At 62.9% G+C, this 19,322-nt stretch carries 14 protein-coding genes and 1 tRNA gene; 8 read left to right on the forward strand and 7 right to left on the reverse strand.

Features of this window, described 5'->3' with window-relative positions:
- The 6 genes from mreB to ACX9NZ_RS04385 form a co-directional block, all read right to left on the reverse strand.
- On the reverse strand, positions 1 to 1,032 hold the full coding sequence (mreB, locus tag ACX9NZ_RS04360; protein WP_006721158.1) for a rod shape-determining protein: 1,032 nt from the start codon (positions 1,030 to 1,032) through the stop codon (positions 1 to 3).
- Between the two features lie 115 nt (positions 1,033 to 1,147).
- Positions 1,148 to 2,419, reverse strand: coding sequence for a tetratricopeptide repeat protein (locus ACX9NZ_RS04365; protein WP_118653904.1), 1,272 nt, complete (start codon positions 2,417 to 2,419; stop codon positions 1,148 to 1,150).
- A 59-nt stretch (positions 2,420 to 2,478) separates the two neighbouring features.
- Positions 2,479 to 3,018, reverse strand: coding sequence for a peptidylprolyl isomerase (locus ACX9NZ_RS04370; protein WP_118653905.1), 540 nt, complete (start codon positions 3,016 to 3,018; stop codon positions 2,479 to 2,481).
- A gap of 72 nt (positions 3,019 to 3,090) precedes the next feature.
- Complete coding sequence (locus tag ACX9NZ_RS04375) at positions 3,091 to 4,257, reverse strand: zinc ribbon domain-containing protein (protein ID WP_118653906.1); 1,167 nt, start codon at positions 4,255 to 4,257, stop codon at positions 3,091 to 3,093.
- Positions 4,254 to 7,103 (reverse strand): HAD-IC family P-type ATPase, encoded by a 2,850-nt coding sequence (locus tag ACX9NZ_RS04380; RefSeq protein ID WP_407496352.1) that lies wholly within the window; start codon positions 7,101 to 7,103, stop codon positions 4,254 to 4,256. Before ACX9NZ_RS04380 ends, ACX9NZ_RS04375 begins: the two co-directional genes overlap by 4 nt.
- A 113-nt stretch (positions 7,104 to 7,216) precedes the next feature.
- A tRNA-Arg gene (locus ACX9NZ_RS04385) sits at positions 7,217 to 7,293 on the reverse strand.
- A gap of 270 nt (positions 7,294 to 7,563) precedes the next feature.
- On the opposite strand from ACX9NZ_RS04385, the gene aroF reads away from it, so the two are divergent.
- The 8 genes from aroF to aroQ all read left to right on the forward strand — a co-directional run bounded on the left by aroF (position 7,564) and on the right by aroQ (position 16,486).
- Positions 7,564 to 8,589 carry a 3-deoxy-7-phosphoheptulonate synthase gene (aroF, locus tag ACX9NZ_RS04390; protein WP_294122059.1) on the forward strand — a complete coding sequence of 342 codons (1,026 nt, stop codon included), beginning with the start codon at positions 7,564 to 7,566 and terminating at the stop codon, positions 8,587 to 8,589.
- Positions 8,590 to 8,596: 7 nt separating this feature from the next.
- The gene (locus tag ACX9NZ_RS04395) at positions 8,597 to 9,523 is read left to right on the forward strand and encodes a prephenate dehydrogenase (RefSeq protein WP_302741804.1); all 927 of its coding nucleotides are present in this window, start codon (positions 8,597 to 8,599) and stop codon (positions 9,521 to 9,523) included.
- A gap of 76 nt (positions 9,524 to 9,599) precedes the next feature.
- Complete coding sequence (gene aroB, locus ACX9NZ_RS04400; protein WP_304292391.1) at positions 9,600 to 10,817, forward strand: 3-dehydroquinate synthase; 1,218 nt, start codon at positions 9,600 to 9,602, stop codon at positions 10,815 to 10,817.
- A gap of 9 nt (positions 10,818 to 10,826) precedes the next feature.
- On the forward strand, positions 10,827 to 12,143 hold the full coding sequence (gene aroA / locus ACX9NZ_RS04405; protein ID WP_407496355.1) for a 3-phosphoshikimate 1-carboxyvinyltransferase: 1,317 nt from the start codon (positions 10,827 to 10,829) through the stop codon (positions 12,141 to 12,143).
- A gap of 63 nt (positions 12,144 to 12,206) precedes the next feature.
- A complete protein-coding gene (gene aroC, locus ACX9NZ_RS04410; protein ID WP_304292389.1) occupies positions 12,207 to 13,334 on the forward strand; it encodes a chorismate synthase in 1,128 nt (375 codons plus the stop codon).
- Between the two features lie 94 nt (positions 13,335 to 13,428).
- Entirely contained in the window at positions 13,429 to 14,574 is a 1,146-nt protein-coding gene (locus tag ACX9NZ_RS04415; protein ID WP_407496357.1) for a bifunctional chorismate mutase/prephenate dehydratase, read from the forward strand.
- An 81-nt stretch (positions 14,575 to 14,655) separates the two neighbouring features.
- A complete protein-coding gene (locus tag ACX9NZ_RS04420; RefSeq protein ID WP_407496359.1) occupies positions 14,656 to 15,900 on the forward strand; it encodes a shikimate kinase in 1,245 nt (414 codons plus the stop codon).
- A gap of 133 nt (positions 15,901 to 16,033) precedes the next feature.
- On the forward strand, positions 16,034 to 16,486 hold the full coding sequence (gene aroQ / locus ACX9NZ_RS04425; RefSeq protein ID WP_407496361.1) for a type II 3-dehydroquinate dehydratase: 453 nt from the start codon (positions 16,034 to 16,036) through the stop codon (positions 16,484 to 16,486).
- 462 nt (positions 16,487 to 16,948) lie between these two features.
- Here aroQ and ACX9NZ_RS04430 read toward each other — a convergent pair whose 3' ends face one another.
- Positions 16,949 to 19,237, reverse strand: a complete 2,289-nt coding sequence (locus tag ACX9NZ_RS04430) for a polyribonucleotide nucleotidyltransferase (RefSeq protein ID WP_407496363.1) — start codon at positions 19,235 to 19,237, stop codon at positions 16,949 to 16,951.
- Positions 19,238 to 19,322 lie beyond the last annotated feature (85 nt).

A 19,322-nucleotide genomic window follows, 5' to 3' on the forward strand; every position in this document is an offset into this window, starting at 1 on the left:
CTAGGCGTTGCTTTGAACAAAACCGCCATCAAATGCGTTGGCCTCGAGGACGCGGGCACAGCCGTTCACGACGTTGTCGAGGGCTGTGGGGCTCACGTTAACCGCGACGCCGGTCTCGTCACGCAGACGCACGTCGAGACCGCGGAGCATGGCACCGCCACCCGTGAGCAGGATGCCGTAGTACATAAGGTCCGAGGCGAGATCAGGCGGCGTGGCGTCAAGCGCGTCCTTAACGGCCTTAGTCATCTCGTCGAGCGGCTTGTTGAGCGCGCGGCGGATCTCTTCGCTCTCAATACGGACCGTCTTGGGAAGACCGCTGATGACATCGCGGCCATTGACCTCGACATCGAGCTCGTCTTTAAGCGGGACGGCGGAACCGACCTTGATCTTGATGTCCTCTGCGGTACGCTCGCCGATAGCGAGATTATAGGCGTCGCGGACGTGTTGCAAGATAGCCTGGTCGAACTCGTCACCGGCGATGCGGATAGATTGGGAGACAACGATGCCGCCCATGGCGATGACGGCGACCTCGGTGGTACCACCGCCGATATCGATGACCATGGAACCCGTAGGCTCCTCGACGGGCAAATCGGCGCCGATGGCGGCAGCCATAGGCTCTTCGATAAGATACGCCTGACGGGCACCGGCCTGGATGGTCGCCTCAAAGACAGCGCGCTTCTCGACAGAGGTGACGCCCGAGGGGACGCACACGACCACGCGGGGGCGCGGAGTCCAGGGGTAGCGCTTTTCACTCGCCTTATCGATGAAGTAGCGCAGCATGGCCTCGGTCACATCGAAGTCGGCAATGACACCATCCTTGAGCGGACGGACTGCCACGATGTTACCGGGGGTACGACCGAGCATGCGCTTCGCCTCGATACCGACGGCGAGAATACGCTCATCGTTCTTATCGATGGCAACCACGGAAGGCTCGCGGATGACGATGCCCTTGCCGCGCACCGAGACGAGCGTATTGGCCGTACCGAGGTCGATCGCCAGATCCCCGTCGTACTGACCGAAAAACATGTCCATCAAAGAAAACAAGTCTGCTCCTACGTCAAACTCTTGCGTGCACGTATGGCAAAAGTGTACCGTGCGTCCCCATCCGCCACGAGACGTGCATGAGGAACGCACGGCTTACACACTTCTAGTCGGTGGAGGTCTCCGTGTTGAAGTCGGTGGAGACGCTCGAAACGGCCCAGCCCAGGCCCTCACGAACGAATCCGACCTCGTACGTCATATCCCCGCCGTTCTTGAGTGCGACCTTGACCGTGGCGGTGGCCTCACTCATGCCAGCGTCCATGCCCTCGATGGTGGGCGTGGCATCCAGCGGAATGGAAGCGGTGATGATGGACTTCTGGCTCTCGTCAAGTCCGGAGGCAAGATACTCGCTGGCATCGGATCCGTCGGTCGCGGCCTGGAACAGGCCGGTCAGCACATCTTGTTGCGAGGGGAAACCGAAACCGCGCGTGTACGCGAAAGCAGCGCCGCCGCCAGCGATAAGGAGAACGACGAGCAATGCGATGAAGACCTTGAGGCCCGTGTGACGGCGCTTGCGGCGCACCTTGGTCTCGACGCGGTCCTGCTGGACCATCTCCTGCTCGGAGAGCGTGAAGAAACCGGTATCGGATGGATCGGGCATGAAGCTGCCGGACTGGCCGAGCGGGTCGAGCGGGTCGATGTCGGTGCTGTACGCATTCGTGGTCGCGACCATGGCAGAAGAGGCGGATAGCGTGTCACGAGCGCGCTCGTAGGCATCTGCCTGCTCGGGCGTGAGCTGATAGATGCCGTCGACGGTGGCGGTGCCAAAAGCATCCACAGCGTCGCTGAAGCGGTTGGCGGCCACATACGCCTGACCGAGACCGGCGCTGATGGCACGGGTGTCGTCACGTGGACCGGCGAAATCAAGGGCGGTACGATACGACTCGATGGCGTCTTCCGGACGCTGAAGCGCGACGAAGCAGTCCCCGAGGTTCGCAAGGGCACCGGCGGGAGCGGGGTTGGCTCCGTCAATGGCGGCCTGACGATAGGCAACGCCCGCCTCGGTGAGGTTGCCGAGCTTCTTCAGGGCGTCACCGAGTCCGAGATACGCCTTGTAAGGTGTGGCGTAGCTGGCATCTTGCGTCGCGGCGGAGAAGGCAGACACGGCGGAGCGAATATCGCCCGAGGCGACGAGCGCCTTGCCCTGGTTGGTAAGCAGAGCGCCCCGCTTGCCGTAGGCACCGTCCTGCAGGGCCGCGCCGTACGCCTCGACAGCTTCGGCATAACGGCCAAGGCGCATGAGCGAGTTGCCGCGCAGGTGATCTGCCTCGCCTGCGAGCTCAGAGGGGTCTTTTGCGGCGGCGAACAACTGCGCAGCGGAGGCGAAATCCCCCGTACGATATGCGTTGCGCGCCTGTTCAAGAGCTTGGATGTTCACGAATGCTCCTCTTTGACGAGCGGATGGTGTCGGACGGCCCGAATGCGGGCAATTGGACGCTATGCCCCGTGGACGATATCGACCTTCACGATCTCATCGCCTGCGCGAAGTGCGCCGATAACGTCCTTGCCTTCGACGGTGGCACCGAAAACCGTGTACCCGGAATCGAGGTTGTGCTGCGGACCAAGGCAGAAATAGAACTGGGAACCAGCGGAGTTGGGATCCATGGATCGAGCCATGGCGAGCGCGCCGTCTTCATGGCTGTTGCGCGGATTGGTGGAGAACTCCTCCTGGATGCACCAGCCGGGACCGCCCGTGCCAGGCTGGCCATCGGGACCAGCTTGACCGGCGGCAACCTGCTCACAGGTCATGTCACGCGTGTTGGGACAGCCGCCCTGGATCACGAAGCCCGGAACGTAGCGGTGAAACTTGAGACCATCATAGAATCCCATGGTGGCGAGCTCGCAAAAATTGGCCACATGAATAGGGGCTCCATCACTGTCGAGCTTTACGCGGATGGTACCCTTGCCAGTCTCGATCACGGCGACCTCATCGCCTGCGATCTGATACTCGGGGGTACGGGTCTTCCTATGGAACATGGGTGTCCTCCCCTGTCATCGTTGCATACAGGGAATATCATACCACGCACCGCACCTGACGAGCTGGGTGCTTTATTTCTCTACCGGCTTCCAGGCGTTCACGTTTTCCTCGAACTGCACGACGTCGACCGCCTTGCCGTTAACTTTCTCGACACCGCGCAGCGGAGCCAAGATCTCATCCTGGTGGTCGGCGGGACGCTCGCCATCGGGTAGTGCCAGGTTGATATCCCAAGAACGGCACAGGACGTCCACGCGGTTATACGTCCAGGTTGCGAGCTGCTTGAGATGATCGACGTCCTCACTATACGCGGTGTCCTCGGCCAGCTCGAGCCCATCGAGCTCATCAAGGATCGCCTGAATGGAGTCGCGCAAATCATATGCACCCTGCGCCGCAGTCTGCCTCGTGGCAAGATCCTTTGCGAGGTATTGCCCGTTATACGTGTCGACAACGGGCCCGATCTCATCTTGGAACGCGATGATCTGGGCATATATGGCACTCAGCCGCTGAAAGGCCTCTGCCTCCGAGACCGTGGAATCGCTGACCTGCTCCTGACCGTCCTCGTCGCCCTCATCCGACTCCTGGGCATCCGCAGCTTCTGCGTCCTCGTCCTGGGATACCTGACGGCTCGGGAACATGTCGCTCGCGGCGCGGTCGAAGGACTCATAGAACCCAGGCATGACGCCCATGGGATCGGTCGCGACGAACCACGCGCCACCGGCGACGAGCACGAGCATGGCCACGAGAGCGATCCAGCGCCCACGCCGAGGTCTGCCATACGGGTCGTCCCCCTCCACAGCCTCCACCTCATCGAGCGGTAAAGCCTTGCGCACGGCGGCACGAGGTGCCGACGCACCAGAGGCGGCCTGCGCGCCCGCGATGTCATCGAGACTCATCACGCTCGTCGCCTCAGAGTCGAACGGCTGCGCGAGCACATCGGGAATGCCCGCACCCGTAGGAGCTGGAACGGCCTCCGCGATCATCTCGGACGTCACACGCGGAAAACTCGCGGTTTTACCCGCGGCGAGGTCGGAGGCGGCTGAATTCTGCGAGAGGATGCCCGGTGCCGGTCGCCCGCATTTAGGGCATGTGCGGTCCTGAGGATTCAACCGGGCGCCACAGCCCTCGCAAAAAATGAACTCGGAGACGGAAGAGGAAGCGGGTACCGAAAGGTCGGCGCCGCACGCAGGGCACATGTTCGACCCGTCCTTGACGGTGGCGTTGCAGATGGGGCAGATCACTGGTCCTTCTTCCGGGTGGTCTTGGGCATCTTCACGCGGATGCCGCCGTTTGCCTGTTCTACACGATACCGCTTTTTCCGGACAGAAGGACTGCCACCGGACACCTTCACGCGGTCACGACGAGCAGGGCTCCCCGTATGCCGCGCTCGAGATGCGGGCTCGACGCCCTCCTCGGCATGTTCCTCGGCACGGACGAGCTCACGCATCGCCGCGCGCTTCTGCGCCCGAGACCGCACCTCCGCCGCAACGCGACGCAGCGAGCTCCCCGTCGAGCTCACGTGCCTGGATCGGGATGCGCCCCCACGCCGTACGCTCACGCGCACACCGCGACCAAAACCAGTCGCGAGCCGCGTGGTGCGCTCTGGCGAGCGCTCCATGAGATCGGCCAGACGGTAGAAGATACCGCAGCCAAGGATGGAGAAGACCACGGTGAGAACGGCGCTCCACACCGTGAGCCGCGCGATGGAGAAAAAGTTGGGAAACACGACCACGCCCACGGCGATCCCGGCGGAGACGAACGTGAACAATAGACGGCGCAGCAGAGTGAACGGCACCGATATGCGCCAGATAAGGCAAAGACCCACCGAGCAGGTGGTGATGACGCACATGGTGGAGAGCAAACCCTGTTCAAAGCCGAACGTTCGGGAAGACAAGATGCAAAGCAACGAGGTGACGAGTACACCCACAGCCGCGGGAAGGGCCTTCTTGAGCACATTGACGAGAAAGCTTCCGCGCACGCGCGACCGATTGGGCTCGAGCGCAAGCACGAAGCTGGGGAACCCGATGCAGAAGAAGTTGATGAGCGTCATGGTGATGGGCTGGAACGGATACGGCGGAGCGATGACGCACATGGCCGCAAGACCCATGGAGAAGAGCGTCTTCGTAAGGAAGAGCGCCGCGGAGCGCTGCAGGTTGTTAATGGAGCGACGCCCTTCCGCAACCACGGCCGGCATGGCAGCGAAGTCGTTGTCAACGAGCACGATCTCGGCGACGTTGCGAGCAGCGTCGGATCCAGCGGCCATCGCCACCGAGCAATCGGCCTCCTTGAGGGCCAGCACGTCGTTCACGCCATCGCCCGTCATGGCGACGGTGTGACCACGCCGCTGCAGGGCGACCACGAGCTCGCGCTTTTGCTGCGGGGTCACGCGGCCGAAGACGTGATAGCGGTCGACGGCGGCATCGAGCTTGGCGGACGTGTCGAGCGTCGTTGCATCCACAAACGCCTCGGCGCCAGGGATGCCGACCACGCGTGCAATGGACGAAACGGTGCGCGGATCGTCGCCGGAGATGACATTCAAGGTCACGCCCTGCTCGCAGAAGTACCGTATGGTCTCGGCTGCGGAGGAACGGATCTCATCGCGAATGGTGACGAAGCCCAAAGGACGGGCCTCTCCGATCATGTCGCCTTCGTCGGTGAAGCCGTCCACGCGCGCCACCACAAGCACGCGACAGCTCGAGGCAAGCCGGCTGACGGCAGGCTCAAAACGCGAAAAGTCCCCGGACGCCAAAACGAACTGAGCAGCGCCCATCACGTACGAAAGCTCCTGGTCCCCCACCACCAACGTGGCTCCACTCCACTTTTTGGCAGAGGAGAACGCCACAGTGCGAACGGCCCGCGGCACCGCGGTCTCATCGGCGTAGCGCGCAAGGATCGCCGTGCAGGTCTCGTTCGCATCTGCCGAGGTCGCACGAGCGATACCGGACAGCGCGCAATCGAGGGCGGCGATACGCTCGGCATCGGGCGACGCCCCTGCCGGGAGCTGCGCGCCATCTTCGCGCGAGCAGGCGACGACCGATCCATCGGACTCGGCGAGGTACGTACCCTCGACCTCCATTCGGCCGGAAGTGATGGTACCCGTCTTGTCCAGGCAAAGCACGTCCACGCGCGCCAGCGTCTCGATGCAGTAGAGCTGTTGGGCAAGCACCTTGCGCCTGGCCAGTCGAATGGTGGCAATGGCGAGGACAGACGAGGTGAGCAGCACGAGCCCCTGCGGAATCATGCCGAGCAGGGCGCCGACCGTGGAGAGGATCGCCGCCGAGATGGCGCTCCAGGACTCACCGGACGTAAGCCAGCCCATAAAGGTCGAGAAGGAATTCGGGTCAAGGGCGCACCAGGCACGATATGCACTGTTCGCACTCGCACAGAACAACGCGATGCCAATTGGGACCATGAACACACTCGCGAACCGAACGATGGCGTTGAGCGCGTTCATGATCTCGGAGTTGACCTTCTTCACGTACTTCGCCTCATTGTTGATGCGCGCCACGTAGTTGTCGGCACCCACGTGGATCACACGCGCCACCACCAGGCCCGCATCGATGAAGCTTCCACTCATGAGCTCGTCACCAGGGCGTTTATGGATGGGATTGCTCTCACCGGTGAGAAGGCTCTCGTTGACGTGACACTCCCCCTCGACCACTACGGCGTCGGCGGGAATCTGGTCGCCGCGCCCGAGGCGAATGACGTCGTCGAGAACAATCTGGTCCAAGTCGAGTTCGACGAGTGCACCGTCACGCAGGGCCGTGGCTTTTTTTGAGGCAAGCAACGTGAGCTTGTCGACCATGCGCTTGGATCGGAGCGCCTGCACCACGCCGATTCCCGTGTTAAGGAAGACGATGCCCAAAAACGTCAGGTTCTTCCACGCGCCCGTGATGATGACGAGTGCCGCCAGGATGACGTTGATGAGGTTGAACAGGGTGCAGATGTTCTCGATGAGAAGCTCTTTGACGGATTTGGTCTTGAGCTCCGTGTTGACGTTCACCTTTCCCGCTGCGATGCGCTCCTCGACTTCGGACGCGGTGAGCCCGCGCTCGCCAAAGGGGTTTTGGGCGTCCATGGTGTTCATACGCTCCCATCGCTTCGTTCGTCGCGGAGGCGACTCATATGACGAAGGCCACGAGCGCCTAGCGCTCGCGACCCCCGGGATTCGAACCCACACGGGTTCGAGGAAAATTAGAATGGTGCGCCATATAGGGTTCGAACCTACGGCCTTCTGCTCCGGAGGCAGACGCTCTAATCCACTGAGCTAATGGCGCGCAACGGCAAGCATTATACCCAAGGCAGCACATGGCGGTGCCCGGAATAGAGAATCTTTAAGATTCGCCGCCCTTCACCGCCCCTCGTCACGCGCATGAGCCCCAAGGCCGCCGAGGTTAGCGGACAGCACGAGATTTGTCGCCCATGTAACCATTTGGTTCACCGCGCACGCCCTCGAATCGCACGCGGTCAAGTCAGGTACACTCAAATGTAAACTTCCATATACTCTGCCGGCACCTCCGGCTACTTGAAACCGAAAGGACCAGCACGTGATTGCAATCCTGCGCAAAAACGCCTCGGAAGACGCCGTAACCCGTATCGTCTCCTGGATCGAGGGCAAGGGTCTCACGGCGCACGTAAGCCGCGGCCAAAACGAGACCATCATCGGGCTTGTGGGCGACACCACCAAGATCGACCCGTTTCTGCTCGAGTCCATGGACGTCGTTCAACGCGTTCAACGCGTGTCGGAACCCTTCAAAAAGGCAAACCGCAAATTTCACCCTACCGACACGGTCGTGAACTGCGGCGGTGCCATGGTCGGCGGAGGCAACTTCCAGGTCATCGCCGGTCCGTGCTCCGTCGAAGGGCCGAACCTCATTCGTATCGCCCGCCGTTGCAAGGCCGCAGGTGCCACCATGCTCCGCGGCGGCGCGTATAAGCCCCGTACCTCCCCGTACGCGTACCAGGGCATGGGAGAGCGCGGACTCGATCTTTTGCTCGAGGCCAAGGCGGAAACGGGCATGCCCATCGTGACCGAGGTCATGGACGTGCGCGACGTCGAGCTGTTCGTCGATCGCGGTATCGATGTCATGCAGATCGGCGCCCGCAACGCGCAGAACTTCAACCTGCTCAAAGAAGTCGGTCGAACCACGACGCCCGTCTTGCTTAAACGCGGTATTGCCGGCACTATTGACGAATTGCTCATGGCGGCCGAGTACATCATGAGCGAGGGCAATGACAATGTCATGCTTTGCGAACGCGGAATTCGCACGTTCGAGACACGGACGCGCAACACCTTCGACCTTAACGCCGTGCCCGCGCTGCACGAACTCACGCATCTGCCCGTGGTGGCAGATCCCAGCCACGCCACCGGCTACACCCGCTACGTGGAGCCCATGGCGCTCGCTGCGACCGCGGCGGGAGCGGACGCGCTCGAAATCGAGGTGCACGATGATCCTGCCAATGCATGGTCAGACGGAGCGCAGGCCCTCACCCCCGATCAATTCGACCGTGCCATGGAGCGCATCCACGCCGTGCGCTCAGTCGTGGCCGACATGGCTCGCGAGGAGGCGTAGGCTCCCCATGAACCAAACCGAACTGAACGTTGACGAAGACGTACGTGACACCGTCGCGAATCCGACCATAGGCATTGTGGGCCTCGGCCTCATCGGCGGCAGCTTCGCCCGAGCCTATGCTGCGGCGGGCTGGCCCGTCCGCGCATGGGACGTGGACGCCGACACGCTCGCCATCGCGCGTATCGATGTCCTCGCCGGATTCCTCCGCACCCACGACGACCTAGCGGCGTGCGACTTGATCATCCTCGCGGCATACCCCGACGCCTGCCTGGATTGGCTGCGCAGCCACGCTGAGGAGCTCGGCGAACTTGCACGCTGTGGCAAGGCCCCTATGGTTATCGACGCCGCTGGTGTAAAGGGCCATGTATGCTCCGAGGCGTTCGACATCGCCGCCAAGCACGGTTTTTCGTTTTGTGGCGCGCATCCCATGGCGGGAACCGAGTTCTCCGGATTCGCCTATGCGCATGCCGACCTGTTCAACGGTGCGCCCGTGGTGCTCACACCACCCGAGCTGAGCGACATCGATCGGCTCGACATGCTCGACCGCATCCACGACCTGCTCGCTCCCTGCGGATTCGGGAGGTTCTCCGTAACCACGCCGGCCGCGCACGACCGGGTGATCGCCTTCACGAGCCAGCTCGCCCATGTGGTGAGCAACGCCTACGTCAAGAGCCCCACGGCGCAGGAGCACCACGGGTTCTCGGCCGGCAGCTACCGGGATCTCACGCGCGTGGCGCACCTCAATCCGCATATGTGGTCCGAGCTCATGATTGAGGATGCCGATAGCCTCGCGTATGAGATCGCGACGCTCCAGCGTAACCTCGAAGACGTGCGTCGCGCGCTCGTCGATCGCGACCGAGATGCACTCGAGGCCCTGCTCGCCGATGGTGACCGCATCAAGCGCGCACTCGACGACGAAGGGGAGCGGATGTAACCCGCCCCGCTTCCGGCTTTCATCCACCGGCCCTAAGCCCCTGAGGGCCCGGGCCCCGGCACGTAAGGAGAACAACATGGCGATTCCCGCCTACACGCTCGATATCGACACTCCTCAACCCTACCAAGTGCATGTGGGCACCTTCCTGCTCGAGCAAGTTGGGCAGATCACGCGCTCCGTGGTGGAGACCGCCGAGCGCGCACTCGTCATCACCGACTCCAACGTGGGCCCCCTCTACGCCGCTCCCGTGATCGACGGCCTCGAGGCGGCGGGATTCGCCACCTCTCTCGAGACCTTCGAGGCAGGCGAAAAGCACAAGCGCATGGAGACGCTGTCGACGCTGCTCGAACGGGCGGCCGAGGAACAGCTCTCACGGCGTGACGTCATCATCGCCCTCGGCGGCGGCGTTGTGGGCGACATGGCGGGCTTCGCCGCAGCTACCTACATGCGCGGTATCGCGTTCGTGCAGGTACCCACTACGTTGCTCGCCATGGTCGACTCGTCCGTGGGCGGCAAGACCGCCATCGACCTTGCACACGGCAAGAACCTCGCCGGCGCGTTCTGGCAGCCGCGCGCCGTCATCGCCGACGTGGGATGCCTGGGCACGCTCAGCGACGGCCAGTTCGCCGACGGATGCGGCGAGGTGATCAAGCACGCCATGATCGCCGATGCCGAGCTCTTCGAGGAGCTTGAACTCACCCCGCTCACGCCCGCATTGCTCAAACAAGACTTGTCGCGCGTGGCCTGGCTCATCGCCCGCAACATCGACATCAAGCGTGCCGTAGTCGTGGAAGATGAGCGCGAGAGCGGTTTGCGCAAACTGCTGAACTTTGGTCATAGCATCGGCCACGGTGTCGAGGCCGCCGAGCAGTACCGCATGGGCCACGGAACCTGCGTGGGAATTGGCATGGTCGCCATCGCCAGCGCAAGTGTGACCGCGGAGATTTGCCCCGAAGACGTCCCCGAGCGCCTGGCTTCCCTCCTGGTACGCCATGGGCTCTCACTTGCGTTCGACGCTAGCGCCGACGAGGTGTATGCGGAGGCACTCCACGACAAGAAGCGCGCCGGCTCCTCGATTGACCTTGTGGTGCCACGCGGCGTCGGTGCCGCGTCCCTGGCGCCCACGCACCTCGATGAGTTCCGCCGCATCCTCGAGGTGGGGCTCACCTGCACGCATGCGCTCAAGAAACAGCTCGATGAAGAGCCTCCCGCCCGGGAACGGGAGACGGAGCTCAACACCGCGAACGCCGATCACATCGACGCCCGCTCATACGACCCGCAATCTCAAAACTAAGGAGGATGGATGCTCGCCCGAATCAACCCCAAACCGCTCTCCGGCACCGTCCCCGCCATCGCCTCGAAGTCGATGGCGCACCGGATCATCATCGCCGCCGCCCTCGCCAACGGCGTCACGCGCGTTGCCTGCGACACCACGTGTGCGGACATCGACGCGACTATTCGATGCCTCGCCGCGCTCGGCGCCCGCATCACCCTCATCGAGGGGGGCTACGAGATCCACCCCATGCCCAAGAGCCTCGAACACGGGCTGTTGCGCGCACTCGCCGGCGGCACGCTCGATTGCGGCGAATCCGGCTCCACCCTGCGCTTCATGTTGCCCGTGGCCTGCGCGCTGGGAGCCGACGCCACGTTCGTGGGCGCAGGACGCCTGGGACAGCGCCCGTTGGCTCCGCTCTCCGACGAGCTCATGGCGGCAGGCTGCACCCTTGAAGGCATGGGGGGCTTCCCCCTACGCGAGACGGGTCGCATGCGCCCGGGTCGCTTCGAGTTACCCGGCAACGTGAGCTCCCAGTACATCTCGGGTCTGCTGCTCGCCGCACCCCTTCTTGACGGTGACACCCAGGTCGCCGTAACCGGTACGCTCGAGAGCCGTCCCTACGTCGACCTCACCATCGATGTCCTCTCTTCCTTTGGCGTCAACGTGAGCATCGAAGAGGGCGCCACGCCCGGCGGCCTTCCCCTCACGGTATTCAGCGTGGCACGCCAGGGCTACCGTACGCCCGGCGTCATCGCGGTCGAGGGAGATTGGTCGAACGCCGCATTCTGGCTGTGCGCGGGCGCGCTTGGCAAGCATTCCGTCACGGTGCGCGGCGTCTCGTCCAACTCCATCCAGGGCGATCGCGCCATTAACGCCGCCCTCATGCTCTTTGGGGCAAAGGGCCAGCGCAACGCGCGGACGGCGACCATCCGTCCGGACCGTCTGCGCGGCATCGAGCTCGACGCGCACGACATTCCCGACCTCGTCCCTGTTCTCTCGGCGGTAGCCGCCTGCGCCGAGGGCACCACGCGCCTCACCGGCTGCGCCCGCCTGGTACTCAAAGAGTCCAATCGCCTCATCACCACCGCTGAGGAGCTCTGCAAGCTGGGCGCGGACGTTCGCGTAGAGGGAGATGGCCTGGTCATCGAGGGCAGGGAGCGCCTCGCGGGCGGACGCGTGAACAGTCATAACGACCATCGCATCGCCATGATGGCCGTCATCGCCGCCGTGCGCTGCGACGGCCCCGTCGAAATTGAGGACGCCGAGGCCGTGAACAAGAGCTATCCCGCGTTCTTCGACCACTACCGCCTGCTCGGCGGCGACGTCGAGCTCTTCGACGAGTAACGTTTGGTGCAATTGGAGACGTACCCCAATTGCACCAAAACGCGCTATTTCTAGGAGGTGCCCATGGCTTCCGTCTACGGCAACATATTGAAGCTGTCCATCTTCGGGCAATCCCACTCCCCCGCCATCGGCTGCGCACTCGACGGCATACCAGCTGGTATCGAGGTTGACTTTGAGCGACTGCAGGAGTTCCTGAACAGGCGCGCCCCTGGTCGCGATGAGACCTCGACCACGCGTCGCGAGTCGGACGCACCCGAATTCATCGCCGGCATCACGAACGGCTTTACGAACGGGGCACCCATCGCGGCGATCATCCGCAATGGCAACACGCGCAGCCAGGACTACGACGAGCTACGCCGCAAGCCCCGCCCTGGCCATGCCGATTGGCCCGCCCAGGTCAAATACGGCGGGTTCCAGGACGTCGCTGGCGGAGGCCACTTCTCGGGGCGCCTGACCGCGCCGCTGTGCATCGCTGGCGGGATCGCACTGCAAGCGCTCGAGGCACGCGGGGTGCGCATAGCCGCGCACATCGCGAGCCTGGGGCCCGAGGCGATTCAGGACACTCCGCTCGATCCTATGAAGCCCAACGAGGTACAGCTCGCCGCCATCCTCGCCAATCCCCTTCCCTGCGTAAGCGCGGCCGCCGCGACAAACATGCGCGCCTGCATCATGGAGGCGAAAAACGACCTCGACAGCGTGGGCGGCGTGATCGAATGTGTGGCGTACGGCGTTCCCGCGGGGCTCGGTGACCCCATGCTCGACGGCGTGGAGAACCGCATCGCGCGTATCGTGTTTGGCATCCCCGCCGTCAAGGGGGTCGAGTTCGGCGTCGGCTTTGGAGCCGCCGAACTACGCGGCAGCGAGAACAACGATGCGTATCGGGTGGAGGACGGGCGCGTTTGCCCGCAGTCCAATAGCGCGGGGGGCATCCTCGGCGGCATCACCACCGGCCTGCCCGTGGTGTGGCGCATGGCCCTCAAGCCCACGCCGTCCATCGGGCGACACCAACCCAGCGTCGACCTCGACCGTATGGAGAATGCCGACCTTGTGGTGCGCGGGCGCCACGATCCTTGCATCGTCCCGCGCGCCGTCCCGGTGGCTGAGGCCGCCTGCGCCCTTGCCCTGTTCGACGCGCTCCTCGAGGCCGAAGGCACGTCTGCATTCACACACCAAGCACCTCGAGCTGAATAACGCTGGTGTTACATACCATTGGGCGTGCCACCTGCAACGCGCCCTTTGGCACGCCCAATGACACCCCGCAACCCCCGATTGCCAAAGGAAACACATGGATCTCGCCGAAGTTCGCACACAGATAGACGCCATCGACGCGCAAATGCTCGACCTGTTCTGCCAGCGCATGGCTCTCGCCCGCGATGTCGCGCAAAGCAAGATCCAGACGGGCAAGGCCGTCTTCGACCCCGCGCGCGAGCGCGCCAAACTCGCCCATATAGCCGCACAGGCGCCCGAAGGCCTCGAAAACCAGGCCGTCGCCCTATTCTCCCTGCTCATGAGCATGAACAAGGCCGCACAGTTGAACATCATGCATGCCTCGCGACCAGACGCGGTGTCAAAGCGCGTCCGCTCGTCCTTCCTGCCGCTCGAGAGCGCATTTCCCTCTCGCGTCTCCGTGTGCTGTCAAGGGGTCGAAGGGGCCTACAGCCAAATCGCCGCCAGCAGGCTGTTCTCGATTCCCGACATCAGCTTCTCCCCCACCTTCGACGGAGTGTTTCGCGCCGTTGTCTCGGGTGCATGCGAATTCGGCGTGCTGCCCATCGAGAACTCCACAGCGGGCTCCGTCAACGCCGTGTACGATTTGCTTGGCTCCTACGGATGTTCGGTCGTGCGGGCGCTGCGGCTGAAAATCGACCACAACCTGCTCGCCCTCCCCGGCGTTGAGCGCGATGAGATCAAAGAGGTCATCTCCCACAATCAGGCACTTAACCAATGCGCTGGCTACCTCGAGAACCTCGGTGTGCGGACCACCGTATGCGAGAACACCGCCCGCGCTGCCGAGTTCGTCGCCTCTTCGGGCAGGCGCGACCTTGCCGCACTTTCGTCGTTGCCATGCGCCGAGCTGTACGGCCTGAACGCCATTGAGCGCAACGTCCAAGACTCCGATGCCAACTACACCAGGTTCGTCGTCATCGCGCGGGAGCCCGCCGTGTACCCAGGTGCCAACAAGACGTCCATCCAGCTCACGCTCAAAAGCGAACCTGGCGCCCTGTATCGCGTGCTGGAACGCATCTACGCCCTGAATATCGACCTCGTGAAACTTGAGAGCCGCCCCGTCCCCGGAAGTGACTTCGAGTTCACGTTCTACTTCGACCTCGCATGCCCCGCTACGAGCCCTGAATTCAGTGCACTGCTCGACGGCCTCGACGACGTCTGTAGCAGTTTCCACTATTTCGGCAGTTATCTCGAAGTACTCTGATCCCGCCGCGTGCCAAGGGGGGTGTCCCCGTTTGACACGCTCGACTCATAATCAACCACGTGCGTCCACGAAGGAGCAGCCATGAATGTCATCAAACGACCGTACGGCGTTTTGGGCCGCGTACTCGGACACAGCTACACCCCTGTCATATACCGCGAGCTCGCTGGACTTGACTACCGTAAATTCGAGCGCGAGCCCGATCAGCTGGAAGTGTTCGTACGCTCCGATGTGTGGGAGGGCTTCAACGTCACCATTCCCTACAAGAAAGAGCTCGTCTCCTATATGGATGAGCTTTCGGACATTGCGCGGCGCATGGGTAACATCAATACGGTAACGCGCCTCGCGGACGGGCGTCTTCGCGGCGACAACACCGATTACTACGGATTCAAGGTGCTCGTAGAGTCCCTCGGCCTCGATCTGGCTGGCAAAAAAGCCGTGGTGTTCGGCGGATCGGGCGGAGCCGGCTCCACCGCGATGATGGTCCTTGCCGACTTGAAGATGAACCCCGTGTCCATCGATCGCACGGGCGAGAACAGTTATGCGAATCTGGACCTCCATTCCGATGCCGCCCTCGCCGTCAACTGCACGCCCGTGGGCATGTTCCCCACATGCCCCGCCGCGCCCTGCTCCCTCGACGTGTTTCCAAAGCTTGAGGGTCTCGTCGACATCGTGTACAACCCCGCACGCACGGCCCTCATGATGGAGGCCGAACGCAGGGGAATCCCGTACGCCGGAGGACTTCTCATGCTGGTTGCCCAGGCAGCGCAGGCAGTCGAGCGCTACATGGGCGAGGTCATCGACATGGAGAGGACAGTCGACGTGACGCGCCGACTCTCCGCTACCGAGCAGAACATCTCCCTCATTGGCATGCCGGGATGCGGCAAGACACGCGTAGGCGAGCATCTCGCGAAGCTGCTCAAGCGCGAGCACGTCGACATCGACCAAGCCCTCGCCAATGAGCTCGGCATGAGCTGTGCTGAATTTATCGAGCGCAAGGGAGAAACAGCCTTCCGCATCCGTGAGACCGAGGTACTTGCTCGCATTGCCGGGCAGTCCGGACTCGTCATCTCCTGTGGCGGTGGCATTGTCACGCGTGATGAGAACTACCCTCTGCTTCATCAGAACAGCCTTATTGTCATGCTTGACCGTCCGCTCGAAGAACTTGCGACCAAGGGACGTCCCCTCACCGCCAAACACGGCATCGAGGAGCTCGCCCAGCAGCGCATGCCCATATACCGTGCATGGGCCGATCTCACCGTTAGTTCTACCGACTGCGCCGCAAACACCGCCGCCGCACTCATGTCCGCCCTCCCGCCGATGCTTTAGCATGCGGCATGAACGCTGTATCGCCGTGCCATTGGGGTCATGCCCCTTTGGCACGCATCCGCAAGCAGCGTGTGCCAAAAGGGCACGTCCCCAATGGCACGTTCCGCCATCCGTCCAAGAAGGGAATGTACCCATGAAGGCGCTCGTGATTAATGGACCGAACCTCAACATGCTCGGCATCCGCGAACCAGGCATCTATGGGTCGGACAACTACGAAACGCTCGTGCAGATTTGCCAGGACGCGGCCGATGAGCTTGGCTTTGACGGAATCGAAGTATTCCAGTCCAACCATGAGGGGGCAATCGTTGACCGTATCCAAGAGGCATACGGAAGCATCGACGGCATCGTAATCAACCCTGCTGCATACACGCACACGAGCGTAGCGATCCTCGACGCCCTCAAAGCAGTCGCCATCCCCTCGGTTGAGGTTCACATCTCCGCCGTTGAGGAGCGTGAGGACTTTCGGCAAGTATCCTATGCCGGAATGGCGTGCTTCGCGCGCGTCACAGGTGAAGGCCTTTCCGGCTATGCGCGCGCACTTGAGATCCTGGCCAGTCATCTGAAGGAAAAACAGGCCAGTATCTAAGCCTCGAATTCACTTTGGGACCAAAGAGAGATGTTGCTTCGATTGTTTCACTTACAAAAATCGACAATGTGTACCATTTCGACACGGTTCAGAGAGAGAAGGCCGGATAGATCCATTCAAGTCGTACGACTTTCCCATCGACGGAGTCAAAACGACCCTTCAATTTGCGGTTTTCTCTAACAGATGTTCATTATTTTCTTCCAACTTTGGAGCAATCAAGAACAAAAAGCGAACCATGGAACCCCGCAAGGTACACATAGTCGATTTTTGTAAGCACAGGCGTGACGAATCGCAAATTTTGATCCGTTCTTGTTGAGGCATTGCGCGAAACCTGAAGAGAGCCCCTGCTTATTCAGTTACGGCCGTCTACATACTGAACCACACCACACACAATATGGGCCCGGGGGTTTATCCCCGGGCCCATAATCGCACTATGCAAATTCGACGAAATCGAACGAGTCGCTACTCAGCCTCGTGGTGACGACGCGGGGCACGGCCACCGTTGTCACCGGGACGACGCGGACGGTCGCCACGCTCGCGACGGGCGGGACGGTCAAATCCACGAGCACCGGTGTCGCGGGCACCACGGCCCGGACGGTCACCGCGCTCGCGGCGCTCGGCGCGGCCTTCGCCCTCACCGCGGCCGGATCCAGCCGGGGCCTCGGGCTTCTCAAGGCGATCCAGGGAGATCTTGCCGCGGTCGTCGATCTCGATAACCTTGACCTTGACCTCGTCTCCGACGTTCAGGACGTCCTCGACCTTCTCAACACGGCCCTGGGCAACCCGGGAGATGTGCAGCAGGCCATCCTTACCGGGCAGCAGGTTCACGAAGGCGCCGAAAGGCTGGATGGAGACAACGCGACCCGTGTACTCCTCGCCCACCTCGGGAACCTTGACGATGAGCTCGATGCGCTCGATGGCAGCGGCCACAGACTCGCCAACGCCACCGACGTACACGGTACCATCCTCGTGGATGTCGATAGAAGCGCCGGTCTCATCCTGAATGCCGCGGATGGTCTCGCCACCCTTGCCGATGACGTCGCGGATGTTGTCGGTGGGGATCGTGATGGTCTGGATCTTAGGCGCAGAAGAACGGGTATCCTCGCGCGGGCAGGGCACAACCTCGAGCATCTTGTCGAGGACGTAGGCGCGGCCCTCTTTGGCCTGCTCGAGGGCGGTACGCAGGATATCGAACGTCAGGCCGGTGGCCTTATTGTCCATCTGCAGCGCGGTGATGCCCTTCTCAGTGCCGGTGACCTTGAAGTCCATGTCGCCCAGGAAGTCCTCGAGGCCCTGGATATCGGACAGGACGACGGTCTTGCCCTCCTCCTGGATGAGGCCCATGGCAATACCGGAGACGGGGCGCTTGATCGGCACGCCGCCGTCCATGAGAGCCAGGCAGCTGCCGCAGGTGGAAGCCATCGAAGAGGAGCCGTTAGACTCCATGACCTCGGACACCACGCGGATGGCGTAGGGGAACTCGTTCTCATCGGGCAGGACCGGGATCAGGGCTCGCTCGGCCAGGTTGCCGTGGCCGATCTCGCGGCGCTTAGGCGTGCCCATGCGGCCGGTCTCGCCGGTGCAGTAGGGCGGGAAGTTGTAGTGGTGCATGTAGCGCTTGCCATCGACGGGCTCGATGGTGTCGAGGCGCTGACCCTCGTTGAGCATGCCGAGCGAGAGTACGGAGAGCACCTGGGTCTGGCCGCGCTGGAACAGGCCGGAACCGTGAACCAGGGGCAGATAGTCGCCCTTGACCATGATGGGGCGGATCTCGGCGGCGGTGCGGCCGTCGACGCGCTCACCGGTCTCGACGACCATGCGGCGCATGGCGGTCTTCTCGAGTTTCTTGAGGTTCACCGGGATCTCGCGCTCCCAAGCGACCTGCTCCTCCTCGGTGAACTCGGCCTTGATGGCCTCCTTAAGCTCGGCGACCTTATCCTGGCGAGCGAGCTTGTCGGCGTCGCGGAGAGCCGCGGCCATCTCGTCGTAGTGGGCGAAGATGCGGTCGTGGACCTCCTCGACCGGCTGGTCCAGCGGGTACTCGCGCTTCACAATCGCCCCGTTAACCTGCTCCCACTCGGCCACGAACTCGAGCTGGGCGTCGCAGAAGGCGCCGATGGCCTCCTGGCCAAACTGCATGGCGGCGAGCATGTCCTCCTCGGACACCTCCTCGGCGCCGGCCTCGACCATGGAGATGAAGTCGCGGGTGCCCGCGAGCTCGAGGTCGAGGTCGGAGTTCTCGCGCTCCTCATAAGTGGGGTTGACGATGAACTCGCCGGTCTCCTTGTCGCGGCCGATGCGCACGCAAGCCAGCGGGCCCTCGAACGGCACACCGCCGAGCGTCATGGCAAGCGAGGCGCCCATGACGCAGATCACGTCGACGGGGTTCTTCTGGTCGGCCACGAGGGAGGTGGCGACGACCTGGACCTCGTTGCGGAAGCCGTCCGGGAAGGACGGGCGGATCGGGCGGTCGATCATGCGGGCGGTGAGGGTGGCCTTCTCGGAGGGACGTCCCTCGCGCTTGAGGTAGCCGCCCGGGATGCGACCGGCTGCGTACATCTTCTCGTTGAAGTCGACGGTCAACGGGAAGAAGTCGTAGTTCTTGCGCTCCTTGGAGACGACGACCGTGGTGAGCACGGTGGAGTCGCCCTGCTTGACCAGCGCGGCGCCGGTGGCCTGCTTGGCGAGCTCGCCGGCCTCAAGCACGTACGTCTTGCCGAACAGGTCAAAGGTCTTGCTTACGAGTGTCATTCTTACTCCTATCCCCACGCGCCCCTTGCGCGCGGGCTTCTCAGGGTCGGCGGGACCCTCCCGCCGATCGGTTGCGGGGCGGGCG

The sequence above is a fragment of the Collinsella sp. BM28 genome (assembly GCF_054551995.1).

Coding starts and splice junctions, on each gene's coding strand:
- mreB (WP_006721158.1), bottom strand. CDS start 1,032: ATGGACATGTTTTTCGGTCAGTACGACGGGGATCTGGCGATCGACCTC.
- ACX9NZ_RS04370 (WP_118653905.1), bottom strand. CDS start 3,018: ATGTTCCATAGGAAGACCCGTACCCCCGAGTATCAGATCGCAGGCGAT.
- ACX9NZ_RS04380 (WP_407496352.1), bottom strand. CDS start 7,103: ATGAACACCATGGACGCCCAAAACCCCTTTGGCGAGCGCGGGCTCACC.
- ACX9NZ_RS04395 (WP_302741804.1), top strand. CDS start 8,597: ATGAACCAAACCGAACTGAACGTTGACGAAGACGTACGTGACACCGTC.
- aroB (WP_304292391.1), top strand. CDS start 9,600: ATGGCGATTCCCGCCTACACGCTCGATATCGACACTCCTCAACCCTAC.
- aroA (WP_407496355.1), top strand. CDS start 10,827: ATGCTCGCCCGAATCAACCCCAAACCGCTCTCCGGCACCGTCCCCGCC.
- aroC (WP_304292389.1), top strand. CDS start 12,207: ATGGCTTCCGTCTACGGCAACATATTGAAGCTGTCCATCTTCGGGCAA.
- ACX9NZ_RS04415 (WP_407496357.1), top strand. CDS start 13,429: ATGGATCTCGCCGAAGTTCGCACACAGATAGACGCCATCGACGCGCAA.
- ACX9NZ_RS04420 (WP_407496359.1), top strand. CDS start 14,656: ATGAATGTCATCAAACGACCGTACGGCGTTTTGGGCCGCGTACTCGGA.
- aroQ (WP_407496361.1), top strand. CDS start 16,034: ATGAAGGCGCTCGTGATTAATGGACCGAACCTCAACATGCTCGGCATC.
- ACX9NZ_RS04430 (WP_407496363.1), bottom strand. CDS start 19,237: ATGACACTCGTAAGCAAGACCTTTGACCTGTTCGGCAAGACGTACGTG.